We start from the raw sequence: 23,740 nt of genomic DNA on the forward strand, positions 1-23,740 counted from the left end.
CTCAATATATCTTTATTATGCGTTTTATAAAACTAGCCAAGAAATAAGCTGGAAGAGTCCAATGATCAACCCAACTAGCAACAGAATAATAGTGCCGTTAACGAGGCATTTTAGACGTTTGTAAGCTTTCCGGTTTGTTTTTTTGAGTTCCTTACTTCTTTGTAGAATAGGCGCTACAGATTTAAATATTCTGTTCGCCAAGCCCCCTTTGTCTTCGTTGGTGTTAGGTACAACCGAAGCTCGCATTAGAACCTTGTAACAGAAGTTAATGATTTTACCGAAGATATTAACAGGGCGATTAAAATCACACATTAAGATGAGTCGGCTTTGCTCTGTGTTGTTTTTTACAAAGTGCAAATAGGTTTCATCAAATAAAAGGTCTTTACCATCACGCCATGAATATTGCTCACCATCAATGTTGATAAAACAATCATCACTGTTTGGTGTTTCTAAACCCAAATGGTAGCGCAAAGAACAAGCAACAGGATCAAGGTGGCGAGTGAGTTCTGAGTTGGCTGGCATAAAGGCAAACATAGCACCATTGATGTTTTTAACTTTACTAAGAATCTCAACAGTTTTTGGGCAACGATTTTGTGCTGATGTATGAGTATAGCCGTACCATTTCAGGTAAAATTTACGCCAGCCATATTTATGGAATGTTCTAAACCCCACATCATAATAGGCATCAGACCCAAGGACATTAATGCTTTCTAATTTACCCTCGTTCTGAAGCGCTAGAGCTTCATCGCGAATGACTTCCCAGTTTGCTCTTAACTCATTTAAATCTTTGTATTGAAGGGTATCAATAATAGGACGACGAACTTTATTGTTTGAAAATAAATACAAAAGGCAGTTAAGTGGTGCAAAAATCGGCCAGCCTTTACGAAGGTATTCAGTCCAGGACAGGTAACGAGTATTACCTCGATATGTGTAAATATAAAGCATAGAGCAAACGCTAAAAATAGCGATGATGAGCAACATGACTGCAATGTTCATTCTAATAATCCATGTATTTACTTAGTATTTACTTAGTATTTACTAAATTGGATTAAATGTGAACAGTGTTGAGCCAATCTATGAAAAGAAAAGCAATACTGCGTTACGCAGCATCGCTTTCGATTAAGTTATCAGTGTCATCTTGATCGAAAAGAACAATGTTTTCCTCTTCTTCGTACAGGTTTTCTTCATCTGGTTCTATGATTAAATCTTCCAATGGTTTCTTAGGTGCTGCGTCAGCTAAATCAAGTTGTATCGCAGTGTCTGCTTCTTTGTTATCGGTCTTTTTTGCTTTCGGGCTGTTTTTTTTCTTTGATCCTAAAGCATCTAAAAGCGCGTCTTTGTTCTTTGCGAGATACATAGACAGTGCTTCTTTTTGGTTCTGATCGCCCGCTAGATTACTTTGATCTAAAATTGAATAAAGCATTTCCGCTGTGTCTAGCAGCTTATCGTAGGCATCAGCATCTGCTTTTGAAATAAAAGTCATTTTTTCGATTCCATCGCGTTCTACAACATATTGAATAACTACAGGCATGATCCACCTCATGAGAAAATAATACTGTATAAATATACAGTATTGTTTTTTGGTTTGTCTAGTGGTTTTGTTTGTTGAACACTGGAATGCTTGTTAAAGTGGCGATCCAGAGAAAGGAACACAATTTATGCAATTCGATTTTTCCCAATTAGATTTATCAATCTTTACAGATCATGTTGAAGTGGCATTAACGATTGCTTGGGCTTTGTTGTTTTATATCGTACGCCGTTATACGAAACGTTTAATTCGCTTGAATCAAAATATTGAGCACGACAAAAAACGTCAGCGTATCAATACAGTCGATAATATTTTTAACCTTTTTTTGGTCATTGGTTTTATTTTAATTTGGTCATCCGAACTGCAAAATATTGCCATTTCTATTGCCGCTTTTATGGTGGCCTTGGTTATCGCAACCAAAGAATTTATTGCGTGCATTGTTGGTGCTTTTTATCGCGCTAGTACCCGTCCTTATCAAGTGGGTGATTGGATACGAATTGCTAATTATGAAGGCGAAGTAACAGACAGTGATTGGCTGTCGACAACCTTATTTGAGGTCGATTTAAAAGGCGGGAGTTATGCTTATACAGGGCGAACTACGGTTGTGCCAAATAGTGTGCTCTTGGTTCATACAGTGCAAAATTTAAATTACATGCGTCGATATGTAACCCATACTTTTTCTATTTTACGTAATACAGACACAGTAAATCTGTTCGATATTAAAGAGCAGATTTTGACTAACATACGAGAATACAGCGAGCATTTTCATGAGGTGGCGATTCGTTATAACAGTCTTATTGAGAAACGGCTGGACATCAATATTTCAGGTCCTGAACCTCGCGTTCGTATCACCACAACACAAGATGGTTATAATGTATTTACGGTCTCGTTATTTTGTCCGACAGATGAAGCGGTCGTAATTGAGCAAAAAGTCACAGAAGACTTTATGCGGTTTTGGTACGAGCGATGTGAGCTAAATAAACAACAGAGTAAATGAGAAAAATGAAAATATCACAGAAGCTCGCTCTAGGTACTTTATTGTTCAGTTCTTTGTTTTTAATAGGCTGTAACAGTTTTCATATTAGTGAAGAAGAATTGAATCAAGAAGTCGCTAATCGTCTGGAAGAACCTCAAAATAATCAAATTGACTTAACCTTAGAAGGTAATACATTAAATTTAGATTTATTGGTAAAGTCCGCTGATATTCAGTTAACAGAACGTGATGGCGGCTTGGTGTTGGTGGATCTCGTCTCTGATATGACAGGCCAGCTTATGGTATTTGGACAAGCGTTCTCTATCACGACACAATTAAAACCGTCTTTTGAATCAGGCGTTCGGCTTGAAGAAAATCGAGTCTATTTGGTCGCTCCAAAAATAACCCAAATAAGCGTTGAGGGTTCTAGTTTTAATGAGCAAATCCTTCGTTCTACACTTGGGTCCTTACATGATGATTTTGAAAAGGCATTGGTTCAGTATTTTGATAAAAATCCTGTGTATGTGCTGGATCATTCGCCATTTGAAAAAAGCGCTGCGTCTTTAGTGAAAAGCATCGTCATCACGGAAGGCGCGTTGGAGTTTTCAATTTTCTAAAGCGTTTCCTATCGTTCTTCTATCGTGTTTTTTCTAGGTAACTTTCTATCAAGCCTTTATAATGCCGCCATAAAATAAGCGGTATCGCTTAATCATTGAATTTTTAAAAAGGAAACAGCCATGACGATTGCTGATAATCAAGTCGTACAATTTCACTACACTTTACGCCACGGCGAAGAATTGTTAGAAACTTCTGCAGGTAAAGATCCGGCGGCCTACCTTCATGGTCATGGAAATGTTATTCCAGGCCTTGAAAAAGCAATGGAAGGTAAAGAAGTAGGCGCTGAATTTGAAGTGACAGTGCCTAGTGCAGACGCTTATGGCGAACGTCATGAAGACCGTACTCAACAGATGCCAATTAAGCATTTACAAGGTGCAAAGCGTTGGAAGGCGGGAATGGTCGCTATGGTTCAAACAGATAAAGGGATGCGCCAAGTAACGATTATCAAAGCAGGCTTAAAGCATGCAACTGTGGACCTTAATCATCCGTTGTCAGGAAAAGATCTAACATTCAATATTGAAATTGTTGATGCTCGTGAAGCAACCAATGATGAAATCGCTCATGGTCATGCCCATGGGGTAGGTGGTCATCACCACTAAGCTTTGATTTTAAATGAGCTCTTAAACTTGAACGTTTAAAAAGAATGTACCTTGAAAGCCCTTTCTACCAATACAGTAGAAAGGGCTTTTTTGTTTTGAGGCAATGAAAGGAAGCTCGATAGTTTTTTTGATTTAAATCACCTTGATATGTAAATATATAAAAATTAATAAGAATCGTTATCAACCAGCTTGACAGAAACCTCATCTACATACATATTGATAATAGTTATCATTTATATTTTATGAAGGGGAAAATAATGACTCGCTATTTGGTGCCATTCTCAGTTCTTGAACAAACCATTCAGGCGGGTCAGTGTGTAGACTCACCAGAAGTGCTTTACCACTATTTAAAACTTACGGAAGAGTATGCGGAACGCCTAAGTATCCCTGATGCGGCTTTATTACACAAACGAGTGTTTAATGTACTACTCGACACAGTGTGTGACACCAGTCTTGCGCCTCATTGGCGACAAACTTGTTTGGACAAAGTGTATTTGCCTTTATCGCAACTCAAGCGTTTAATCGTTACCTATCAAGACGCGCGCAATTATTTCAAGATGGAGCACAGTCTTCGCACTTTGAGCCATTACTTCATTTCTTCTTTTGAGCAATAAGGACAAAATTTAATAATGAAAATGCGTATTGAAAAAGACAGTATGGGTGAATTGGATGTACCTGAAAAAGCCCTTTATGGTGCTCAAACTCAAAGAGCCATAAATAATTTCCCGATCAGTGGCGAAGCACTTCCTGAAGCCTTCATTCGTTCTCTTATATTAATCAAAGCTGCTGCAGCGCGAGCTAATGAATCTTTGGGATGTTTAACACCAGCACTTTCCAAAGCGATACAAAACGCCTGTAATGAATTGTTAGATGGCGATAATCTAATGCAGCACTTTCCTGTAGATGTTTTCCAAACAGGCTCTGGTACCAGCTCGAACATGAATGCTAATGAAGTGATAGCCACATTGGCTAGCATATACCATGGTTCGCCAGTGAATCCGAATGACCATGTGAATTTTGGCCAAAGCAGTAACGATGTAATTCCAAGTGCCATTCATGTGAGCGCCACATTGGAATTAACTGGGCACCTGCTTCCAGCGTTGGAACATTTAAAACAAACCATTATTAAAAAAGGCGACTCTCTGGCTGGCTTTACCAAGACAGGACGCACTCATTTAATGGATGCGATGCCAGTTCGATTTGATCAAACCTTCCATGCATGGGCTGCTCAGCTACAGGACAATATTGATAACCTGCATTATCTAGAAAGCAAAACAACTCAGCTTGCACAAGGTGGCACTGCGGTAGGTACAGGTATTAACGCTGACTCTAAATTTGCCGCCGCATTCGCGAAAGAGTTATCTGATTTAACCAAAGTAACGTTCACTCCAGGTAAAAACTTTTTCGCTCTGATTGGCTCACAAGATACGGCTGTTGCTTTATCTGGCCAGTTAAAAGCCGTTGCCGTAACTTATATGAAAATTGCCAATGACCTTCGTTGGATGAATTCTGGTCCCTTAGCAGGCTTAGGTGAAATCACTTTAGAGGCTTTGCAACCGGGTTCATCCATTATGCCAGGTAAGGTAAATCCAGTGATTCCAGAAGCAACCGCTATGGTTGCAGCGCAAGTCATTGGTAATGACGCTGCGATTACGATTGGCGGCCAGTCTGGTAATTTCGAACTGAATGTTATGTTACCTATGGTTGCTAAGAACCTACTAAACAGCATTAAGCTATTGGCGAACAGCGGGCAATTATTGGCAGATAACGCTATTGCTACCTTGACGATCAATGAAAATAAACTGAACGAAGCATTACACCGAAATCCTATTTTGGTTACTGCACTTAACCCCATTATTGGTTACGGGAAAGCCGCAGAAATTGCTAAAAAAGCCTATAAAGAAGGGCGACCCGTTGTGGATGTTGCGGAAGAAAATACAGACTTAAGTCGAGATGAATTGTTGGCTTTACTTGATCCAGCCAAACTGACCCATGGTGGGTTGTAGTTTCATCATAACCAAGTTATTTGATTTTTTACTTGTTGAATAATGAAATTAGCCAGCGTTTTCGCTGGCTTTTTTTGTGTGTATTTTGAGAGGTAAATAGGGCTTTAAGTTGGCTTTAGGCTGAAATAGAAAAGAGCGTTTTAAGGCGTAAGTTTTTTCGTCATAAATACGCTGTATTTGTCTAGTTTATAGTCCGCAAAAGATCCGCAGATATCAAAGCCATGTTTACTGTAGAGCTTTCTAGCAGGAGCAAAAAAGTCCTGCGGGCCAGTTTCTAAACTGACTCGTGTGAGTTTCTTTTGCTTAGCGTTATCAAGAATGTGATTCAGTAGGGTAGAAGCAACGCCTTTATTTCGGGCGGCACTGGTGGTGCGCATGGATTTTATTTCACCATGTTTATCATCTAATTTTTTCAGTGCGCCACAGCCGAGTAATTGGTTTTTTCCTTGAGGTTGGTCGCTTTCCCAGATTGTCCAAAAAGTAATGCTCGGCTTTTAAAGTTCGGTTAAATCCAATGCATGAACACATTCCGCAGGTGACGCTGCGTACATGTCATCAAGGTGTTCCGTTAGGAGTTGTTTTACTTCTGGACCGCTTAAGTTGTCGATTTTAATTTCCATATAATCTTTCTCTGTTTAATCATCAAAGCTAATGCGGACTTTGGGACCGTCTGCTTTCTTTTTTGTTGGTTCCCGTAGTGGATCAACAATTTGTTCTAATCCATTGATTTTAATTTCCAAAGCTAACTGTAGCCATTGTCCTAAATTACCATTCGGCCAGCCTTTATGAGAAAACCATAATAAATATTCTTCTGGCAAATCAATTAAAATACGACCGTTGTATTTACCAAAAGGCATGGTTTGGCGAGCGACTTGGATAAGATCTTCTTGAGAAAACATAGCGTTACTTAATTGTCTAAAGTTAGATGTATTTAAACATAACGGATCAAAAAAAACCGCCTTCTATCTTATGAAAGAGAAGGCGGTTTTCATTTTAATGTTTCTAATTCAGTTTAAATTTATTTAGCCCAAAGATTACGAAATTTTGGTGCTACAAAATTGGTAATTCTATCCAGACTTACCACACTTATTATTGCGATGGCCGCCATTGGAAAAAGAAACGAAATAGGTAATAAAAACCAAACAGCGTGTTTCCAACGAGCGAAATTTTTTGGCATTGGAGGGGGGGATAATGTGAGGCTCGCATTTGGGCGGCGCTTCCACCACATGATCAAACCAGAAACGCATAATAGAATCACAGATGATGCAAAAATAGTACAAAGGATAAGATTCCATACACCAAATAAACCCATGTGTAGAGCAATGCCCACTGCCATGGATTTTGCAAACCAGTTGTAATCCATAAAGCCCACATCGGCTAAAACAGAACCTGAATATCGATCAAAATGTATGGTTCTATCGTCCCACGCATTTTTAATATCTTTCCCCATAGTGGACGCTGTGGCGGTATAGACTCCAACATCATTTCTTGGGAAATGCACTTGAAATTGCGTAAAGCCCATTGTTTTTGCATCAGCAATAACATGGTCAAGCGTGATACTGGTTGGGCCCTTTGCGGTTGATTCAGGCAAGGGTGCTTGTTCAAGCCCCCAAGGGATTTGCTTCAAACCTTTAACATTTAGATCTTCATGAGTCAGGGTAGAAGAGACACTTGATGCACTTTTCGCCATCGGAAATGTGCTCCACGCTTGTGTGAGTTTTCCGCCCCAGACACTTGCCCAAGACAAGCCTGAGATACAGAAAAAAAGCAAAATGATAGCAACCCACACACCGATAACACTGTGTAAATCACGCCAAAAAACACGGCCGTTTTTTTTGCTGATCGTCGTTGCTGCTTTCAGTTTTGATTGGCCTTTTGCTGGCCACCACAAAAACACACCTGTCAGTATGAGAAGCACGGTAAGACTGGCAGCAATCTCGATCATTCGATCACCAGTTAGGCCGATCATAAAAGTGCCATGAGTATTGTCTGCCCAAGAATATAAAGACTCTGAAATACTTAGATCTCCTAAGACTTCACCTTTATATGGGTCGACAAACACCTGAAGAGTGCCATCCTCTGTTTGTACTTGAAAACGAGTCGCTTCTTCTGGTGCCGCTGGAAGGTAAAAGCGTGAAATCGAGTCATCAGGGTATTTCGCCATAACGAGTTCATATTGCGCTTCGTAAGAAATAGCCTGATCAGTGACATGCTCAACTTGGTATAAATCCGGATTCTGAAAACGCTCAAGAATCGTTGAATACAGCATAATAAGACCAGTGGTCGCCAGCATAATTAAAAATGGAACGACGTAAAGACCTGCGAAAAAATGCCAGCGCCAGACTGACATGTAAAAAGATTTTGAGCCAATCATCTATTAAATCCTTGTTAGATTTGGGCATAAAAAAGCATCATGCCCCAATCTCAGATCAGGACATCATGTAAATGTTGTAAATGGGTTATGTATGAAACGAACAACCGGCGGGCCTCTGGCTTTAGCAGCATAAACCGTAGAGGTAGGCGAGGCCTGAATACTATCAATAATAGGTTGGGAAGCTTTTACTAAGGCGCTATTGGGTTCTAGGTGAAACTTTGTGTCAAAGAAAAAATGAATACAAGGGCAGCCTTCTGCCTCATGATCTTCTGCGTTTGTTTGAGCCTGTGGTTCTGAATCAACCAAGCTCATATGGTGAGCATGATGATTGGTGCTCTGGCTCATTTTGTGATTTGAATGTTCCCCCATTTGATGGTGAGCGTGGGGATTAGAATGATGAAAATGAGCGGTATTTGATACTGGAGGGTTAGCGTCATGAATCATCACGCCTTTTGTCGCACATAACATGACATAGACACCATTAAACACACCAATGTTGTTTACCAGCGGCACTGTGAAGTAGGCCAGCCAACAAATAGTGAGTAAATAGAAGGTCTTGCGATTCATAAATCCTGTCATGAAGTGAAGATTTGCCAGCGAATTTACCTAGCTATGTATAAAAGATCAAGCAAACTTGTTCACTTTATATGCACATTTTAATTTCTTATTTTGATTTATTGGTTGTCTGTGGATTAGATTGTACGTGAATTAGACCGCGCTTTTGAAAAAGGTGTCTTGCTTAAATCGTTGTATTAAATAATCACAAATAGCTTTTAGTTTTGGAGAGGCTTGACGAGCTTTTGGATAAACCAACCAAACACCACTATAAGGGTATTGATACTGGGGAAGCAGGGCGATTAATTTGCCACTGGCGATATCGTCTGCAACGTAATAGTCAGGTAATTGCGCGATTCCCAAACCTTTTCTAACCGCATCTAGCAAGGCTACGCCAGAATTGCTACGCCATTGGCTAGACACCTTTACTTCTTTACGCTGTCCATCTTGCTGAAATAACCAATGATTTTTTGAGCCAATCAAGCAATGGTGTTTACTGAGTTCTGCTAACGTATGTGGCATGCCGTGTTGATCTATGTAGTCACGGGAAGCACAAAGGTATTCCACACGATTACATAATCGACGAGACAGATGACTGGAATCCTTCATTGCCCCCATGCGAATTGCCAAATCATAACCTTCTTCGATTAAGTCTACAGAGCGGTTTGTGAGATGAAAATCTAACTCGATTTTTGGATGATCCAATAAAAAATCATTCATCAGTGGGGCAATATAGCGCTCACCGAACGTCGTCGCACACGTCATTTTGAACAAACCAATGGGAGCTTGGTTTAGAGAGGAAATCACTTCTTCGGCACTACTGAGGGCTTCGGGTAAACCTCGACAATGTTGATAATACAACTCGCCTGATTCACTCAAACGAATACGGCGTGTGGTTCTGAATAATAGAGTTGTATTGAGCTCCGCTTCGAGCTGAGAAATCAGACGACTAATGTGTGACGCAGAAACGCCAAGCTGAATGGCTGCCGCAGAAAAGCTGCCTTGGCGAACTACCTCGACAAAGGCTTCCATTGCTTCCCAATTTTTCATATGTGGCTCTTTTCAGTTAGGTTTAGGGTAAAGGTGTGAAGAAAATATAGTGTTACATTATAACTATTTTTGACGTTTTTGAAATGATTGTTGCTGTATGACAATAATCATTTTCTGAAATGGCTATTATCGCTTTAATTATTTAAGACTAAGCTTTGTGCTATTGATAACGGTTTTATTGATAAGTAAACACATACTTTGGAGAGCACTATGAAATGTAAAGCAGCTGTTGCTTGGGGTCCAGGCCAACCACTTAAAATCGAAGAAGTTGATGTACAAGATCCGCAAGCGGGTGAAGTATTGGTTCGTATGGTCGCGACGGGCGTTTGTCATACCGATGCATTCACCTTATCTGGCGAAGATCCAGAAGGCATTTTTCCTGCGATCCTAGGTCACGAAGGCGCAGGCATTGTTGAAGCCATCGGCGAAGGAGTCACATCGCTTAGCGTTGGCGATCACGTTATTCCGCTTTACACAGCAGAATGTAAGGAATGTAAGTTCTGTTTGTCTGGCAAAACCAACTTGTGCCAAGCGGTTCGTGAAACTCAAGGCAAAGGCTTAATGCCAGACGGAACAAGCCGTTTTAGCATCAATGGCGAACCAATTTTTCATTACATGGGTTGCTCAACTTTTTCTGAATACAGTGTTGTAGCAGAAGTTTCGCTTGCGAAAATTCATGTTGATGCACCACTAGAAAAAGTCTGTCTACTTGGTTGTGGTATCACAACGGGTATCGGCGCCGTATTAAATACCGCGAAAGTTGAAGAAGGCGCAACCGTTGCTGTGTTTGGTTTGGGTGGCATTGGTTTGTCGGTTATCCAGGGTGCACGCATGGCCGGTGCGGGTCGTATTATTGCAATCGACATTAACGAATCAAAATTTGAAATGGCGAAACAATTCGGCGCGACAGATTGCGTTAACCCGAAAAAATTCGACGCACCGATTCAACAAGTGATTGTCGACATGACAGACGGCGGCGTAGATTACTCTTTTGAGTGTATCGGTAACGTTGACCTTATGCGTTCAGCACTTGAGTGTTGTCACAAAGGTTGGGGCGAATCCATCATCATCGGCGTTGCTGGCGCAGGTCAAGAAATCTCAACCCGTCCGTTCCAGTTAGTGACTGGACGAGTCTGGAAAGGTTCAGCATTCGGTGGTGTTAAAGGCCGCAGCCAATTACCAGGTTATGTTGAAGATTACATGAATGGCAAAATCGAAATCGATCCATTCGTGACCCATACTATGGGCTTGGAAGACATCAATAACGCGTTCGATTTGATGCACGAAGGTAAGAGTATTCGAACTGTTATTCTTTTCGACAAGTAAAAGGAATAGAGCAATGGAATTACTATCGAGTACAAAAAGCTTCGGCGGTTGGCTGAAACGCTATTGTCATGAAAGCTTATCGGTAAAAGGTGAGATGACGTTTGCGATTTTCTTGCCGCCACAAGCAGAAACACAAAGCGTCCCTGTGTTGTATTGGTTGTCAGGCTTGACCTGTACAGATGAAAACTTCATGCAGAAAGCGGGCGCGTTTCGTAAAGCCGCGGAATTGGGTTTGGCCATTGTTTGTCCAGACACCAGTCCGCGTGGAACGGATTATCCGAATGAACATGAAAGTTACGACTTTGGTTCTGGTGCCGGTTTCTATGTAAATGCCACCGTTGCGCCATATTCCAATACCTACCATATGTACGATTACGTGGTTCAGGAATTGCCAACAGTAGTTGAAGAAAATTTTCCTGTGACAGACAAGCGTTCTATTTCTGGTCATTCAATGGGCGGACATGGCGCGCTGATTTGTGCCTTGAAAAATCCGGGTGTTTATCAATCTGTTTCCGCGTTCGCGCCCATTGTTAATCCAACGGATTGCCCTTGGGGCGAAAAAGCCTTCACTGGCTATTTAGGTGAAGACCGTGCCACATGGAAAGCATGGGATGCTACTTGTTTGATTGAAAGTTTAGGTGAGAACGCAAAAGAGCGTTTACCTCTGCTAATCGACCAAGGCGAAGCGGATAACTTCTTGGTAGAACAACTAAAACCAGAAGCGTTAGAAGCCGCTTGTGAAAAAGCCGGACACGCCATTACCTTGCGTCGTCAAGCAGGCTACGACCACAGCTACTTCTTCATCGCCAGCTTCATTGATGAGCATTTAGAACACCACTCTAAAGCATTAAGTTAACGGTTAACGTGTTCTGAATCAGTAATAGAAAGGCGAGCTTCGGCTCGCTTTTTTTTGTTTTGAAGAATGGCGATTGGCAATGCGTCGGATCACGCCTCGTACCTCGTTTTATACCGACCGTAAGCGTCCGATAAACCACACGTATTAATTAAATAGGCACTTGAACTTGGTCGTTTTCTGTACTGATTCTGATCTTAGACGCTTTCAGGATGATACTGCGCTGCAAGGAGGCAGCGGAAAATACTCTTTTCAGTTCTCTCTACTTAATATGCCACGGCAGTAACTTTTCTAACTCGTGTTCTTTATTCCCATCGTTTAATTTTGGTAATTCTTTAAACAGTGTCACCAGATAGTCGTATGGTATTAATCCATTCGCTTTGGCGGCTTCGATGATGCTGTAAAGTATGGCGCTGGATCTCGCGCCATTGCCTGTGTTTGAGAATAACCAGTTTTTACGTCCGATAACAAAGGGTTTGATGGATCCTGTTGGGCTGATTTCTCCAACTATGCTTTATAGGCCGCCTGTATTTCAGGGGCTTTTTCTGTTCTGATTCGGAACGCGTCTTCTACTGTCTCTTCTTGCTTTGCTAGTGATTTGATGGCGTAGAGCTTTTTGATGTAGCTAATCGCCATTTGGGCTTTTCCCGCTTTCCCTTTGGGCATGTCTTTTTCTGCTTCAACGAATTTTCGACGTGCGTGTGCCCAACAACCTGCAAGGGTTGCGTTGGTCGATTCGTATGCTTGATAACCATCCACATTTAAGTAGCCGTCGAAGCCTTGTAAAAAGTCGATCGCACATTGCGCTTTTCTCGTTTGCTGGAAGTCCATCTAGCAGCCAATTAAGCTGACGAGAAGATACTTGAATCGATAGATTCTCATCGTCAATCCCCGGCCATTGAAAAATGCCTTTTTCCAAACTCTTATAATGCAACCAAAAACCATTATGAGACCATTGGAGGATTTTGACTTTATCTCGTGCTCGACCGCAAAAGACAAAAACATAATCACTACAAGGCTCTTTTTTCCAAATCGTACGCGACAATATTACACAAACCATCAATGGCTTTACGCATGTCAGTTGGCCCACAAATGAGGGTCACATTTAGTTGAGAAGAAGCCGTAAACATAAGTCTTTTGTTCCTGAAAGAGAAAATAAAAGACTTTATGTTTTTTGGGGATAATTAATAGGTGTGGTTTACCGGGCTCTTACTAACCTGCAGTCGTGTTCGATGAACTACGAAGCGTTTAGAGGGCTGGTGCACTTCGGAGCTGAATTCGCGGTTAAGGAAGATGCGAATAAGTCCCGCGCATGAGATAATATCTTATATAAATTCAATAAGTTAAGAAATTTTAAAGGTCGAAAATCTTCAATAGATTAATTAATTTGTATGAATAAGGTACTCAGTCATACCATGACTAGTTATATGAAATCCATCTTAAATATTCTGCAGAATGGTTCAGACCTTTTAGCCTATATTCCTCCAACCGTTCTAGAACCTTATTTTTAGAATCTGCTAAATGTTGTCGTAAAGCTTGGCCCGCTTCCTTCCCTTTTTGCTCCAACATTAATTCAAATATGATACGGTGCTCTTGTAAAAATGGATCATTGGTTGGCAGCTGAACGTGCCCACCTAATAAATGCTTACTAATAAGTAAAATTGGTATCGTTCTTCCAAGCATTGTGAGAATTTCATTATTGCCGCCATACCTCAGAGTCTCATTGTGTAGGTCTTGTTCCAAAGCATCTAAACGGTCAGGTTTTATGTTTGGGTAGTCTCGGGATACATTATCTAGTTCATTTATAAAACGCTCTAACGTTTCAGTTGGGATTAACTTAGTAGCTCTTTCTACCATGAATGGTTCTAGCAGCATCCTAGCTTCATACAATGCATTTAAACGTTGATCATTTAACGGAACAACATGCCAACCACTGTATTTTTCATGCTCGACTACACCTATATACTGTAAGCTAACAAGGATGTGCTGAGTAACAGCTCGACTTACCTTTAAACATTTGGCCAGCTTTAACTCATTGACTTCCCATCGACCGGACATGGAGCAAAGAACAGTATCCTTCTCGACTTGTCTAACTAAATCTAACCAAGATTTTTCACGGTTAATTGAGGTATCGCCATCTTTCTTTATCTCTTTTGAACTTATTTCACGCCTTATTATTTTCCCTGGTTTTTGACCAACTAAGTAGCCGCGGCCATCAAAACGGCAAATAATTCCCTCATTGCATAATTGCTGAAGCGTTTCACGTACAGGCGAGCGGCTCGTTAAAAAAAGCCGCGCAATGCGGCTTTCAAGTAAAACGAGACCGGGTTCAAAAGTACCAGTATGAATACTGCTTTTTAATGCTTCATAAAGCTGATCTTTTAAAGTTTCAGCCATAATTGGTTTTCACCTTTATTTTATAGAATATTTTATAATTAGGTTACTGCACCGACTGGCCATGGAACAAATTCATTGTTTCCATAACCCAGTTCCTCACTAGCACTTTGGCTACCAGAGGCAATCTCAATAATTTTTTCTAAAATCTCTTCGCCAATTTGAGATATAGTGCTGTTACCATCGACTATTTGTCCACAGTTAATATCCATATCTTCAGATATACGGTTATACATAACGGAGTTTGTTGCTAACTTTATACAAGGAGCAGGTTTGAATCCTGCTACTGAGCCTCGTCCAGTAGTAAAGCATACTATATTTGCTCCGGAAGCTATTTGTCCTGTAACAGATATAGGATCGTAGCCTGGACTATCCATAAAATTAAAACCAGGTACAACGCGTTTTTCAGCATATTGAAGGACATCGTTTAAACTGCTAGTACCAGCTTTCGCAACTGCCCCTAATGATTTTTCTAATATGGTTGTAAGTCCTCCCTGTTTATTTCCAGGTGTGGGGTTATTGTTTAACTCAGCATTATTAATGCTTGTATAGTGTTTCCACCAGTCTATCCTCGCTAACAATTTTGAAGCGACATCTTCACTAATCGCACGATCAATTAATAAATGTTCTGCGCCATAAATTTCAGGTGTTTCAGCTAATATAACGCTACCTCCCTGTTTAACTAATAAGTCAGCAGCATAACCTAATGCAGGGTTAGCCGTAATTCCAGAGTATCCGTCAGAACCCCCACACTGCAGTGCAACACAAAGGTGGTTTAACGATACTGAACTGCGTTGTGCAATAGGAGTGTTACTGGCCAGAGTAAGAAGTTTTTCATTCGCCAATTTTATACTTGCTCTTGTGCCACCAGCGTCTTGTATATTGAAGTAAGATACGTTTTTATACCCCTCACTTTCGTGTCGGCTTATCATGTCCTTCACTTGGTAAGTTTCACAACCTAAACCAATGACCAGTACAAAAGCAAAATTAGGATGAGAAGCATAGCCCCTCATTACTCTATCGAGAAAAGTGTAGCCTTCTGCGTCAGTGTTAATTGCACAACCTGATCCATGAGTTATAGCCACCACACCGTCATAACCTAATGCCTTTAATTCATCAGTGGCGTTAAGTTGATCCGCCACTACTTTTGAGACCGTGGCGGAACAATTGACGGTAGATAATATACCAATGTAATTTCGAGTTCCTACTTGTCCATTGCTTCTTACATAACCCTGAAATGTTCTATCGCCTGAAGTAATCTGAGTTTCTTTAGCTGGTTTAAAATTATCTAATGATGACGAGCGCTCACGCATTGATACATTATGAGTATGAACATGAGAGCCAGTACTAATTGGCTGAGTAGCATAACCAATTACTTGTCCATATTTGACGATATCTTCGCCTTCGCCTATGTCTTGAAGTGCAAATTTATGTCCTGCAGGAATATTTTCTTTAGAAACAATATTGTCTATTTCAACCACCCCACCACAAGGTAATGAGGTAACAGCGATTGCTACATTATCAATTTCATTGAGTCTTTTAACCACACTTGTCGACGCAATTTGTTTCATTTTAAAACCTCTTATTTTAATTGTTTTTAATGGCTTTGACCTTTCACCAAAAATTTTGGCGAAAACTTTTCAAAGCAATGATTGCATAAATGTCTATTGCGTACAATGTTCATTTGTTGTAACTTTGAAATTACTCGGTGCAGTCACTGACGTAAAAATGATTGAATAATAATGACAATAGGTTAAATCATGAACAATAAAACTAATAAAATCGTTCTCAACATAGGTGCTTCTGCATTAGCTGGTGCGCTCCTTTTATCTTCTTTTCAAGCACAAGCAACTACGCTTAGGTTGGCTCACACGTTTAATCCAGGTGAGGCCAGTTATGAAGTTCTTCAAAGATTAAGTGATACCGTCGCAAAGAAAAGTGACGGAGATTTTAAAATTCAAGTTTTTCCAAGTGAGCAACTAGGTTCAGAAGTACAACTACTTCAACAGGCCAAAAATGGTTCAATTGATATTGTTGTGCCTGGGTACTCAGGTGCAAGTACTTTGGTTCCAGCCTTAGAAATATCTAATGCACCCTTTATGTTCCAAAGTTGGGAAGAGGCCAAATATGTCATTGAAGGTGATGCATACACTCCGATGTTCGATGAGCTCAAAGCAAACAGTAACCTTATCCCAATCTCAAAAACATGGTATTGGGGCTGGCGTAATCTGACGTTAAATGGGAAGCCAATCAATAAAGCTGAAGATTTAAAAGGTTTGAAAATTAGAGTCCCTGAATCTCCAATTTGGGTTGAAATGATCAAGTCATTTGATGGCTCACCGTCTCCAATCCCATTTAGCGAAGTATACCTGGCTCTTCAACAAGGTACGGTTGATGGTCAAGAAAACCCAATTCCTACTATTTATTCTCGTAAGTTCTACGAGGTTCAAGATCAGCTCATCATGACTAAACACATGCTTCAAAGTCAGGTTGTATTGATGAATTCCCAGCGCTGGGATTCTTTGACTGATACAGAGAAACGTATCCTTAAAGAGTCTATTTCAGAAGCGGCTCAGGAAAACTATACACTTCAAACTTCAAATGAAGAGTCCATGTTGCAGGAGCTTAAAGATGGCGGTGAGATCAATGTTGTTACCGATATTGATAGAAAGTCATTTGAAGACGCTGCTTCATTAGGTCGTGAGAATTTAGTCAGCCGCTGGGGGAAAGAAAACTATATGAGAGTGTTGGATTCGATAAAACAATATCGCAATTAATAATTCATCAAATTTTAGGCTCTTTCTAGATCGGAAGAGCCTAATGGAGATAATGTATGAAAACACAACTCATTGTAATCAATAACATAGTTTTTCGTCTTGAGAAAATTTTTCTTGGTCTTTCTTTAGCTTTGATGGTTACTTTACTGTCTGCTGGGGTTTTCTTCAGATACGTTTTGAATGACCCTATTGTATGGAGTGAGAGCATTGCCAAATTATTAATTGTTTGGATGACTTTTTTAGGAGCGAGCATCGCCTTCTCTGAAAAGAGTCACATTCGAGTCGATTCGTTGGTTGATTACTTTCCTTTTAAGGCTCGACAAATAATAAAGCACATTGTTGAACTGTTTACTGTTTCTATTGTTGCATACATGGGGTATCTAGGCTTTATTTATTTTGAAACCACCATAACGTCAACATCTCCTATTTTGGGTATTTCTATAGGGTATTTCTCTTTTGGAATGCCGATATTATTCGCATTTTCAGTTTTTCATATTCTAGTAAATTACATTAGTAATATAGATAAATCTGAGGAGACTCAGACATGTTAGCTCTAATTATTGCGCTTCTCTTTATCTCTATACTTTTAGGTACCCCTATTGCTGTTGCAATGCTAGGGGCATCTGTCATGGCTATTATATCCCTAGATATTCCTATGAATGTACTCGCTCAGAGGGTCTCATCAGGAGTTGAGTCGTTTCCTCTACTTGCTATTCCTATGTTTATGTTGGCTGGTGCCATCATGAATAGAAGCGGAATAAGTGAAAGGTTATTTGATTTTTGTCGGTCTTTAGTAGGGCATTTAAGGGGGGGGTTAGCCCATGTAAATGTGTTGTCTAGTGTCTTAATGGCAGGAATATCCGGCTCATCTCTTGCTGATTGTGCTGCAACAACTCGAGTTATGGTTCCACAAATGGTAAAGCATGGTTATGACAAAGGCTTTGCCGTTGCTCTTACTGCGTCTTCAGCGACCTTATCGCCTATTATTCCACCATCTATTCTAATGATCATCTATGGCTGGCAAGCCAATATATCCATCGGTGATCTTTTTCTAGCAGGTATTTTACCTGGGTTGTTAATCGCGTGTTCACTCACAATATTAATCGTCTTTATTAGTATTAGAAAAAATTATCCAAAGGATGATTCATTTAGTAAAGCAATCGCATATGCAAAGCTTAAGCAATCTGTTTGGGCGTTACTGATGCCTATTATAATAATAGTTGGTTTTAGACTGGGGATATTTACAGTTACGGAAATTGCAGCTATTGCTGTTGTGTATTCTTTTATTGTCGGGAAGTTCATATATAAGACGCTGAGCTGGAGTGACATGCTCGAGTTATTACCAAAAACAGGCAGAGAGGCGGCGACAATTCTCTTTATTATTGCGGCCTCTTCACCTTTGGCATGGTCACTTAGTATTCTTCAAGCACCTCAGCAAATGATTAGTTTTGTCACAAGTTTGACTGATAGCCCATGGGTAACTTTGTTGCTATTGAATGTCGCCTTGCTCGTCATTGGCATGTTTATGGAAACCATTGCTGTAATCATTGTTCTTGTGCCAATACTTGTGCCTTTGCTCCATGCTATGGATATTTCATTGGTTCATTTTGGTGTGATCATGCTGATTAATCTTTTAATTGGGCAAATCACACCACCCTTAGGTGTTCTTATGTTTGTAAGCTGCGATATAGCAAAGCTAAAAACAGTCGAGTTTATTCGCTCTTCAGCACCATTCTTCTTTGTACTTTTAGCCGCATTAGTGATTATCACTTATGTACCATGGCTGTCATTAACATTAATTGGGTAAATTATAATGTCTTTTAATCTTGTTCAACTTAACAATAAATCTGGATTCATTGTCGGTGCCATCGTTCGTGGCGAATCATTAGACTTACTTGATGTGAGTGTTTATGAGCTGGCTTTAGAAGCCGCTAATAATAATGTGTCCATCGCTTCTATAATTGAGTCACATAAAACACAAGAAGTGATCAATTATGATGACGCTATAAACTCAGGAAATATTATAGCTCCTATCTCTCACCCAGAAAGCCATAAACAAATTCTAAGTGGAACAGGACTTACCCATCTAGGTAGTGCAGCGCCTCGCAGTAAGATGCACTCTACTGTGGAAAGCAACAGCGTTAAAGATCAATTAACCGATACTGAGCGTATGTTTCAATTAGGTGTTGAGGGTGGAAAAGGCTCTCTGAGTGATCCAGGTGTCGCACCTGAATGGTTCTATAAAGGGACAGGAGAAAGTGTAAACAACCCATTTTCAACAATCACTATGCCTGACTTTTCTCTCGATGCTGGTGAAGAAGCAGAACTGGCTGGTATCTACATTATTAATGATTCAGGAAAAATATTTCGTGTCGGTTATACATTGGCGAATGAATTTTCTGATCACGTTACAGAGAAGCAAAACTACCTGTATTTGGCCCATTCAAAACTGCGAAACTGTAGTTTTGGACCAGAAATCTTAATTGATGATTTACCAACGGAAGTGACTGGTACTGTTACTTTAAAAAGAGATGGTGAAAATTATTGGCAACGTGATTTTTTAAGTGGTGAAAAGCACATGTGCCATTCCATTGCTAACTTAGAATATCATCATTTTAAGTACGATCAATTTCGTGTTCCGGGCCAACTTCACATCCACTTTTTTGGTGCCGCTGTACTGAGTTTCTCCGATGGAGTAAAAATCCAAGAAGGGGACGAAATTACCATTCAATGTGACTTTATGACCCGACCACTTAAAAACGGAGTGGGTATATTGAAGCAGTCCGAACTAAATATTACGAAACTATAACTAGATTAAGGAAACCCAAAAATGTTAACCGGAATGCAATTAATTGGGCAGGAAAAAAGTATTGGGCATGATGATCTAGTGATTTATGGCGAAAACCCTGCCACAGGAGAAAAACTGTTACCAGGATATTCTGGTGCAACCATTGATCAAGTGCGTCACGCCTGTAAACTCGCAAGCGACGCTTTTGATGCATTTAGAGCTCAGCCTGAAGAAAAAAGAGCCATTTTTTTAGAAGTGTGTGCAGAAGAAATTATGTTGATTGGTGATCAATTAATAGAAAGAGCGATGGCTGAAACAGGGCTGCCAAAAGCACGAATCGAAGGTGAGAGAGGCCGAACTTGTGGCCAGCTTAAATTGTTTGCAAATGTAATTCGTCATGGCATTCATCTTGACGCACGAATCGATCCGGCTCAACCAGAAAGAATGCCATTACCTCGCTCAGATTTAAGAATGAAGAATATTCCATTAGGGCCTGTTGCTGTATTTGGAGCAAGTAATTTCCCTCTTGCTTTCTCTGTTGCTGGAGGAGACACGGCATCGGCACTTGCTGCTGGTTGTCCTGTTATTGTGAAAGCTCACTCCGCTCATCCAGGAACGTCTGAACTTGTTGGTCAGGCAATTCAGCGTGCAGTAAAACGCTGCAATTTACCTGAAGGAGTATTTTCTCTTATTTACGGTTCAGGTAGAACGATTGGTACGGAGCTCGTTCAGAATCCAGCTATTTCAGCGGTTGGGTTTACAGGGTCAAGATCCGGTGGTGAGGCTCTTATGAAACTGGCTTTCAATAGAGAAACTCCGATACCTGTATATGCAGAAATGAGTGCTAGTAACCCTGTGTTTCTTATGCCTAATGCCTTACAAAACAGAAGCGCTTCAATAGCAAAAGGCTTTGTTGGCTCATTGAATATGGGAGCAGGACAATTCTGTACGAACCCTGGGTTAGTGATTGCTTGTAAAGGCGATGCTCTGAATGACTTCATAACAACTGCAGAACTTGCAATGAATGAAACGGTTGCTCAAACGATGCTGACATCAGGTATTCATGCCGCATATGTAGAAGGTATAAACGCTTTAAAAATACATGATTCTGTCGTTGAAATTGCCAGTGGAAAACCAAACCTTGATAAGAATCTTTGCCAGCCTAAACTGTTTTCGACAACAGCAAAATCATTTCTAGAAGATCTAAGCTTACAAAATGAAGTGTTTGGAGCAAGCTCTTTAATTGTTATCTGTGATGATCTAAGTGAATATAAAAAGGTTGCGCTCGCTCTAGAGGGTCAACTGACAATAACAATTCAGCTTGATAAAGAAGATGTGAGTGAAGTGTCTACATTAATGCCAATTCTAGAGAAAAAAGCAGGGCGTATTCTTTGCAACGGATTTCCGACTGGTGTTGAGGTGTGTCATGCTATGGTTCATGGTGGACCATATCCATCAACCTCAGACAGTAGAACAACATCGGTAGGATCTTCTGCAATAAATCGGTTCCTTCGTCCTGTTTGTTATCAAGACTTCCCAGAAGAGCTATTGCATTCCTCATTACAGAGTTCAAATCCGGATAGTGTTCCTCAGTTAGTAGATGGGAAACTAAATGGATAAAACTACAATGTAATCAAAATGTAATTAGTTGCCCTTGAAGAATGGCGTTTCAAGCAAGAAGCGTCATTCTGTTTTAGGTCTTTCTTATACCATAATCACTTTTAACTATAACCATCTCAACATGTTCCAAGTGAGCGTCGGTTAAACCCCACATAGTATTTATCCCAATCCTAGATAGGCTAAGTTTCTATCTAGTGCGGCAGTAGGGCGACGACTTTGTTCTGCAATGGGGTGTACTGGGAACTCTATTGGAATACCACCCGCATCACGAATACCATCTTTTATTCTCTGAGCGAGCTGTACATAATGGCGGTTGCAAGGAGTGAGATCACTACCTGTCTGCGCAATTCCGATTATAGGGTGATCTGATTGCAGCTCTTCACGCTTGGTTCATGTAGCGTTCTACATACAGAGCAGTCACGTCTACATGACTAGGATCATCAATCCATTGCTGGCTACGTAAGTGAAGTTTGTTTTTACTATCCATTTGACTGCTTCTTTATTTTTTAGTAAACCGCGACGAGTTAGGTTGCTGATAAGTGAGCTAATCCCAAACTCCCAGGGTTTTGTACTATTGCTATGGGTGACGGTATTGTGAAGCGTTCCAAGTTTTGGAGCGCTAATTGTTACCGAGTCACCTAGCTTATGTGTAAAACCTGCGCCAATATGATCACGATCTTGAGTTGGAGTGAATAGAGTCCCCAAAAATAATAAAAATCCATCTGGATATTGGTGGTTTTCGTTAATAGTTTGATTTACAAGGCTTAAAGGGGAACGACTAATTTTAATCATTGAAGACAGGCCTTGTAGAATATTGCCACCTTCGCCTTCTACTTTCAGTGTTACATCACAGGAATGTATATCTTCCAAGCTAAAAAGGTGCGTCTTCTCAAGAAGCACCTGAGAATAAACAAGCAATCTATCGAAACGGAATACATTAAAGCCAGCATTCGAGCAAAAGTAGAACCCCCATTTCGGATCATTAAGCGTCAGTTTGGTTTTAGGAAAGCGATCTATCGGGGCTTGGATAAAAATGACAACAAATTGGCCATGCTGTTTGCCTTAGCTAATGTGTTTAAAATTGACCAGATGATACGAGCGGCAAGGGGGGGGGGCGTTCAAACCTCACTAAATAAGCCGAATTAGTCTTATTTAGTGAGGAAAAATACTAAAATGAGTGACATCTTGTGCTTTTTTCCTTGAATGCAAGAAGTTTAGTGCATTGTGACTTCTTGATCGCAGTTTCCCTAGCAAAGGGGGTTATTTATTCAGATATTTTCTATTATGAGATCCCTTAAAAACTTTGCTTGTTGCGATAAAGGTCTATTTGCTAGACGAACTAATAGAGTTCTTTCGTAATTTGAATCCATATTTACATTAAGTTGTGTGATTTTTGAATCATTAAAAATACTTTGAGCAACTGTCTTCGGGATAGCTACGCAACACTTAGTGTTACCTTTAAGTAGTTGCATTATAACTAAAATAGATGTTGTTTCAATTATATTTGAGGGTACAGGACATCCAATTTGATGGAATTTTCGAGTGATAAAATTTCTTAAAGGTGTGTTCGACCCGAACATCAACCATAGATCTGATGATATTTCAGATAATGTGATTTTTGAAGATTGCGCTTTCAGATGTTTACTGTTTGCTGCAATAATAATATCTTCATAATCTAATTGATCTGCAGAGTAGTTGTTAGGATTTGAGCTGATATTGGTTCGACAAATTGCTAGTTCAATTCGCCCTTCATCAAGCCATTTTAACAATTGGATACTAGTTCCCTCTAGTATTTGAATTTTGGTACTTGGTCTTGATTTCTGAAACTTTAATATTCCGTCGCACATAATAGGTGTTGAACCCATTGTCATTCCAACCGATAAATAACCACCATAACCCTTTGTGATGTCTGATAGCTCATCTCTTAGATGATCAAGGTCGTTGAGAATTAAACGAGAATACCTGACTGCGCAATCACCGATATCATTTGCTACAAGGCCATACTTAGAACGGACAAATAGTTCGTGACCAAATGTACTTTCAATTTCCTTTAGAAGCTTCGATGCCCCAGGTTGAGTTATAGAAATGAAGTCGGCAGCCTTCAATAATGATTTTTTTTCATCAATTGCGATAAGTAAACGAAAGTGCTTTAAACGTAACCTAGATGTAATAAAATTTTGCGTAATAGACATTTTCCACCACCTCAAAGTATAACCATTGGTTATACTTGTATCATAACTTATCAATCCCTGCATCTAGTCATTGTATGTAAGATTAAT

Annotated in this window: 26 protein-coding genes and 4 pseudogenes; 13 read left to right on the plus strand and 17 right to left on the minus strand. The window is 40.1% G+C overall.

The features are described from left to right. Positions 1–24: 24 nt before the first annotated feature. Positions 25–996 carry an aspartyl/asparaginyl beta-hydroxylase domain-containing protein gene (locus MUS1_RS11680; protein WP_051436234.1) on the minus strand — a complete coding sequence of 324 codons (972 nt, stop codon included), beginning with the start codon at positions 994–996 and terminating at the stop codon, positions 25–27. Between the two features lie 103 nt (positions 997–1,099). Further along, positions 1,100–1,531: a YebG family protein gene (locus MUS1_RS11685; RefSeq protein ID WP_036162757.1), complete on the minus strand. Its 432-nt coding sequence runs from the start codon at positions 1,529–1,531 to the stop codon at positions 1,100–1,102. A 127-nt stretch (positions 1,532–1,658) separates the two neighbouring features. On the opposite strand from MUS1_RS11685, the gene MUS1_RS11690 reads away from it, so the two are divergent. The 5 genes from MUS1_RS11690 to MUS1_RS11710 all read left to right on the plus strand — a co-directional run bounded on the left by MUS1_RS11690 (position 1,659) and on the right by MUS1_RS11710 (position 5,724). Further along, on the plus strand, positions 1,659–2,525 hold the full coding sequence (locus MUS1_RS11690) for a mechanosensitive ion channel family protein (protein ID WP_036162759.1): 867 nt from the start codon (positions 1,659–1,661) through the stop codon (positions 2,523–2,525). A 5-nt stretch (positions 2,526–2,530) separates the two neighbouring features. Beyond that, the gene (locus MUS1_RS11695) at positions 2,531–3,118 is read left to right on the plus strand and encodes a DUF1439 domain-containing protein (protein ID WP_036162760.1); all 588 of its coding nucleotides are present in this window, start codon (positions 2,531–2,533) and stop codon (positions 3,116–3,118) included. Positions 3,119–3,238: 120 nt separating this feature from the next. Then, positions 3,239–3,718: an FKBP-type peptidyl-prolyl cis-trans isomerase gene (locus MUS1_RS11700; protein ID WP_036162763.1), complete on the plus strand. Its 480-nt coding sequence runs from the start codon at positions 3,239–3,241 to the stop codon at positions 3,716–3,718. Positions 3,719–3,975: 257 nt separating this feature from the next. Next, the gene (locus MUS1_RS11705; RefSeq protein WP_036162764.1) at positions 3,976–4,332 is read left to right on the plus strand and encodes a hypothetical protein; all 357 of its coding nucleotides are present in this window, start codon (positions 3,976–3,978) and stop codon (positions 4,330–4,332) included. A 15-nt stretch (positions 4,333–4,347) separates the two neighbouring features. Further along, positions 4,348–5,724: a class II fumarate hydratase gene (locus MUS1_RS11710; RefSeq protein WP_036162767.1), complete on the plus strand. Its 1,377-nt coding sequence runs from the start codon at positions 4,348–4,350 to the stop codon at positions 5,722–5,724. Positions 5,725–5,864: 140 nt separating this feature from the next. Here the strand turns inward: MUS1_RS11710 and MUS1_RS11715 are convergent, their stop codons facing one another. From MUS1_RS11715 to MUS1_RS11735, 6 genes are all read right to left on the minus strand, one after another. Further along, complete coding sequence (locus MUS1_RS11715) at positions 5,865–6,209, minus strand: GNAT family N-acetyltransferase (RefSeq protein ID WP_342665496.1); 345 nt, start codon at positions 6,207–6,209, stop codon at positions 5,865–5,867. Positions 6,210–6,218: 9 nt separating this feature from the next. After that, a complete protein-coding gene (locus MUS1_RS16345; RefSeq protein WP_281171204.1) occupies positions 6,219–6,344 on the minus strand; it encodes a hypothetical protein in 126 nt (41 codons plus the stop codon). Positions 6,345–6,359: 15 nt separating this feature from the next. Continuing rightward, positions 6,360–6,623, minus strand: coding sequence for a DUF3820 family protein (locus MUS1_RS11720; RefSeq protein WP_036162769.1), 264 nt, complete (start codon positions 6,621–6,623; stop codon positions 6,360–6,362). A 119-nt stretch (positions 6,624–6,742) separates the two neighbouring features. Next, complete coding sequence (locus MUS1_RS11725; RefSeq protein WP_036162773.1) at positions 6,743–8,098, minus strand: PepSY-associated TM helix domain-containing protein; 1,356 nt, start codon at positions 8,096–8,098, stop codon at positions 6,743–6,745. 63 nt (positions 8,099–8,161) lie between these two features. Continuing rightward, positions 8,162–8,665 (minus strand): hypothetical protein, encoded by a 504-nt coding sequence (locus MUS1_RS11730; RefSeq protein ID WP_156924890.1) that lies wholly within the window; start codon positions 8,663–8,665, stop codon positions 8,162–8,164. 141 nt (positions 8,666–8,806) lie between these two features. Further along, positions 8,807–9,703, minus strand: coding sequence for a LysR family transcriptional regulator (locus MUS1_RS11735; RefSeq protein WP_036162776.1), 897 nt, complete (start codon positions 9,701–9,703; stop codon positions 8,807–8,809). A gap of 210 nt (positions 9,704–9,913) precedes the next feature. On the opposite strand from MUS1_RS11735, the gene MUS1_RS11740 reads away from it, so the two are divergent. Together MUS1_RS11740 and fghA are read left to right on the plus strand one after the other, a co-directional pair. Then, positions 9,914–11,029: an S-(hydroxymethyl)glutathione dehydrogenase/class III alcohol dehydrogenase gene (locus tag MUS1_RS11740; protein WP_036162778.1), complete on the plus strand. Its 1,116-nt coding sequence runs from the start codon at positions 9,914–9,916 to the stop codon at positions 11,027–11,029. Positions 11,030–11,042: 13 nt separating this feature from the next. Beyond that, positions 11,043–11,885, plus strand: a complete 843-nt coding sequence (gene fghA / locus MUS1_RS11745) for an S-formylglutathione hydrolase (protein ID WP_036162781.1) — start codon at positions 11,043–11,045, stop codon at positions 11,883–11,885. A gap of 259 nt (positions 11,886–12,144) precedes the next feature. Here fghA and MUS1_RS16385 read toward each other — a convergent pair. The 6 genes and pseudogenes from MUS1_RS16385 to MUS1_RS11765 all read right to left on the minus strand — a co-directional run. Beyond that, positions 12,145–12,366: pseudogene (locus MUS1_RS16385) on the minus strand (transposase domain-containing protein); the annotation flags it as partial. Between the two features lie 23 nt (positions 12,367–12,389). Next, a pseudogene (locus MUS1_RS16390) lies at positions 12,390–12,677 on the minus strand (IS66 family transposase); the annotation flags it as partial. Continuing rightward, a complete protein-coding gene (gene tnpB / locus MUS1_RS16395; protein WP_156924891.1) occupies positions 12,562–12,942 on the minus strand; it encodes an IS66 family insertion sequence element accessory protein TnpB in 381 nt (126 codons plus the stop codon). The gene tnpB and the pseudogene MUS1_RS16390, both read right to left, overlap by 116 nt. After that, entirely contained in the window at positions 12,893–13,012 is a 120-nt protein-coding gene (locus MUS1_RS16185; RefSeq protein ID WP_211236460.1) for an IS66 family insertion sequence element accessory protein TnpB, read from the minus strand. The genes tnpB and MUS1_RS16185 overlap by 50 nt, the downstream gene beginning before the upstream one ends. Positions 13,013–13,301: 289 nt before the next feature. Then, complete coding sequence (locus tag MUS1_RS11760; RefSeq protein WP_036162785.1) at positions 13,302–14,279, minus strand: GntR family transcriptional regulator; 978 nt, start codon at positions 14,277–14,279, stop codon at positions 13,302–13,304. A gap of 38 nt (positions 14,280–14,317) precedes the next feature. Continuing rightward, positions 14,318–15,847: a UxaA family hydrolase gene (locus MUS1_RS11765; RefSeq protein WP_036162786.1), complete on the minus strand. Its 1,530-nt coding sequence runs from the start codon at positions 15,845–15,847 to the stop codon at positions 14,318–14,320. Positions 15,848–16,036: 189 nt separating this feature from the next. Between MUS1_RS11765 and MUS1_RS11770 the strand changes: the two genes are divergently transcribed. From MUS1_RS11770 to MUS1_RS11790, 5 genes are read left to right on the plus strand one after another with little or no spacing between them, the layout of a single operon-like run. Then, positions 16,037–17,053, plus strand: a complete 1,017-nt coding sequence (locus MUS1_RS11770) for a TRAP transporter substrate-binding protein (protein ID WP_036162789.1) — start codon at positions 16,037–16,039, stop codon at positions 17,051–17,053. A gap of 56 nt (positions 17,054–17,109) precedes the next feature. Continuing rightward, positions 17,110–17,604, plus strand: a complete 495-nt coding sequence (locus MUS1_RS15720) for a TRAP transporter small permease (RefSeq protein ID WP_051436236.1) — start codon at positions 17,110–17,112, stop codon at positions 17,602–17,604. After that, entirely contained in the window at positions 17,598–18,860 is a 1,263-nt protein-coding gene (locus tag MUS1_RS11780) for a TRAP transporter large permease (RefSeq protein WP_036162791.1), read from the plus strand. The genes MUS1_RS15720 and MUS1_RS11780 overlap by 7 nt, the downstream gene beginning before the upstream one ends. A gap of 6 nt (positions 18,861–18,866) precedes the next feature. Then, complete coding sequence (gene araD1, locus MUS1_RS11785) at positions 18,867–19,862, plus strand: AraD1 family protein (RefSeq protein ID WP_036162794.1); 996 nt, start codon at positions 18,867–18,869, stop codon at positions 19,860–19,862. Between the two features lie 21 nt (positions 19,863–19,883). Further along, the gene (locus MUS1_RS11790) at positions 19,884–21,461 is read left to right on the plus strand and encodes an aldehyde dehydrogenase (NADP(+)) (RefSeq protein WP_036162796.1); all 1,578 of its coding nucleotides are present in this window, start codon (positions 19,884–19,886) and stop codon (positions 21,459–21,461) included. Positions 21,462–21,626: 165 nt separating this feature from the next. Here the strand turns inward: MUS1_RS11790 and MUS1_RS15950 are convergent. Together MUS1_RS15950 and MUS1_RS11795 are read right to left on the minus strand one after the other, a co-directional pair. Next, positions 21,627–21,948: pseudogene (locus tag MUS1_RS15950) on the minus strand (dihydroxy-acid dehydratase domain-containing protein); the annotation flags it as partial. Beyond that, entirely contained in the window at positions 21,885–22,253 is a 369-nt protein-coding gene (locus MUS1_RS11795; protein WP_036162798.1) for a hypothetical protein, read from the minus strand. The pseudogene MUS1_RS15950 and the gene MUS1_RS11795, both read right to left, overlap by 64 nt. A gap of 84 nt (positions 22,254–22,337) precedes the next feature. On the opposite strand from MUS1_RS11795, the pseudogene MUS1_RS11800 reads away from it, so the two are divergent. Further along, positions 22,338–22,607 (plus strand): annotated as a pseudogene (locus tag MUS1_RS11800) (transposase); the annotation flags it as partial. A 122-nt stretch (positions 22,608–22,729) separates the two neighbouring features. Here MUS1_RS11800 and MUS1_RS11805 read toward each other — a convergent pair. Beyond that, positions 22,730–23,653: a LysR family transcriptional regulator gene (locus MUS1_RS11805; protein WP_051436237.1), complete on the minus strand. Its 924-nt coding sequence runs from the start codon at positions 23,651–23,653 to the stop codon at positions 22,730–22,732. Positions 23,654–23,740: the final 87 nt, after the last annotated feature.

This window comes from Marinomonas ushuaiensis DSM 15871, from assembly GCF_000521805.1.
Lineage (GTDB): Bacteria > Pseudomonadota > Gammaproteobacteria > Pseudomonadales > Marinomonadaceae > Marinomonas > Marinomonas ushuaiensis.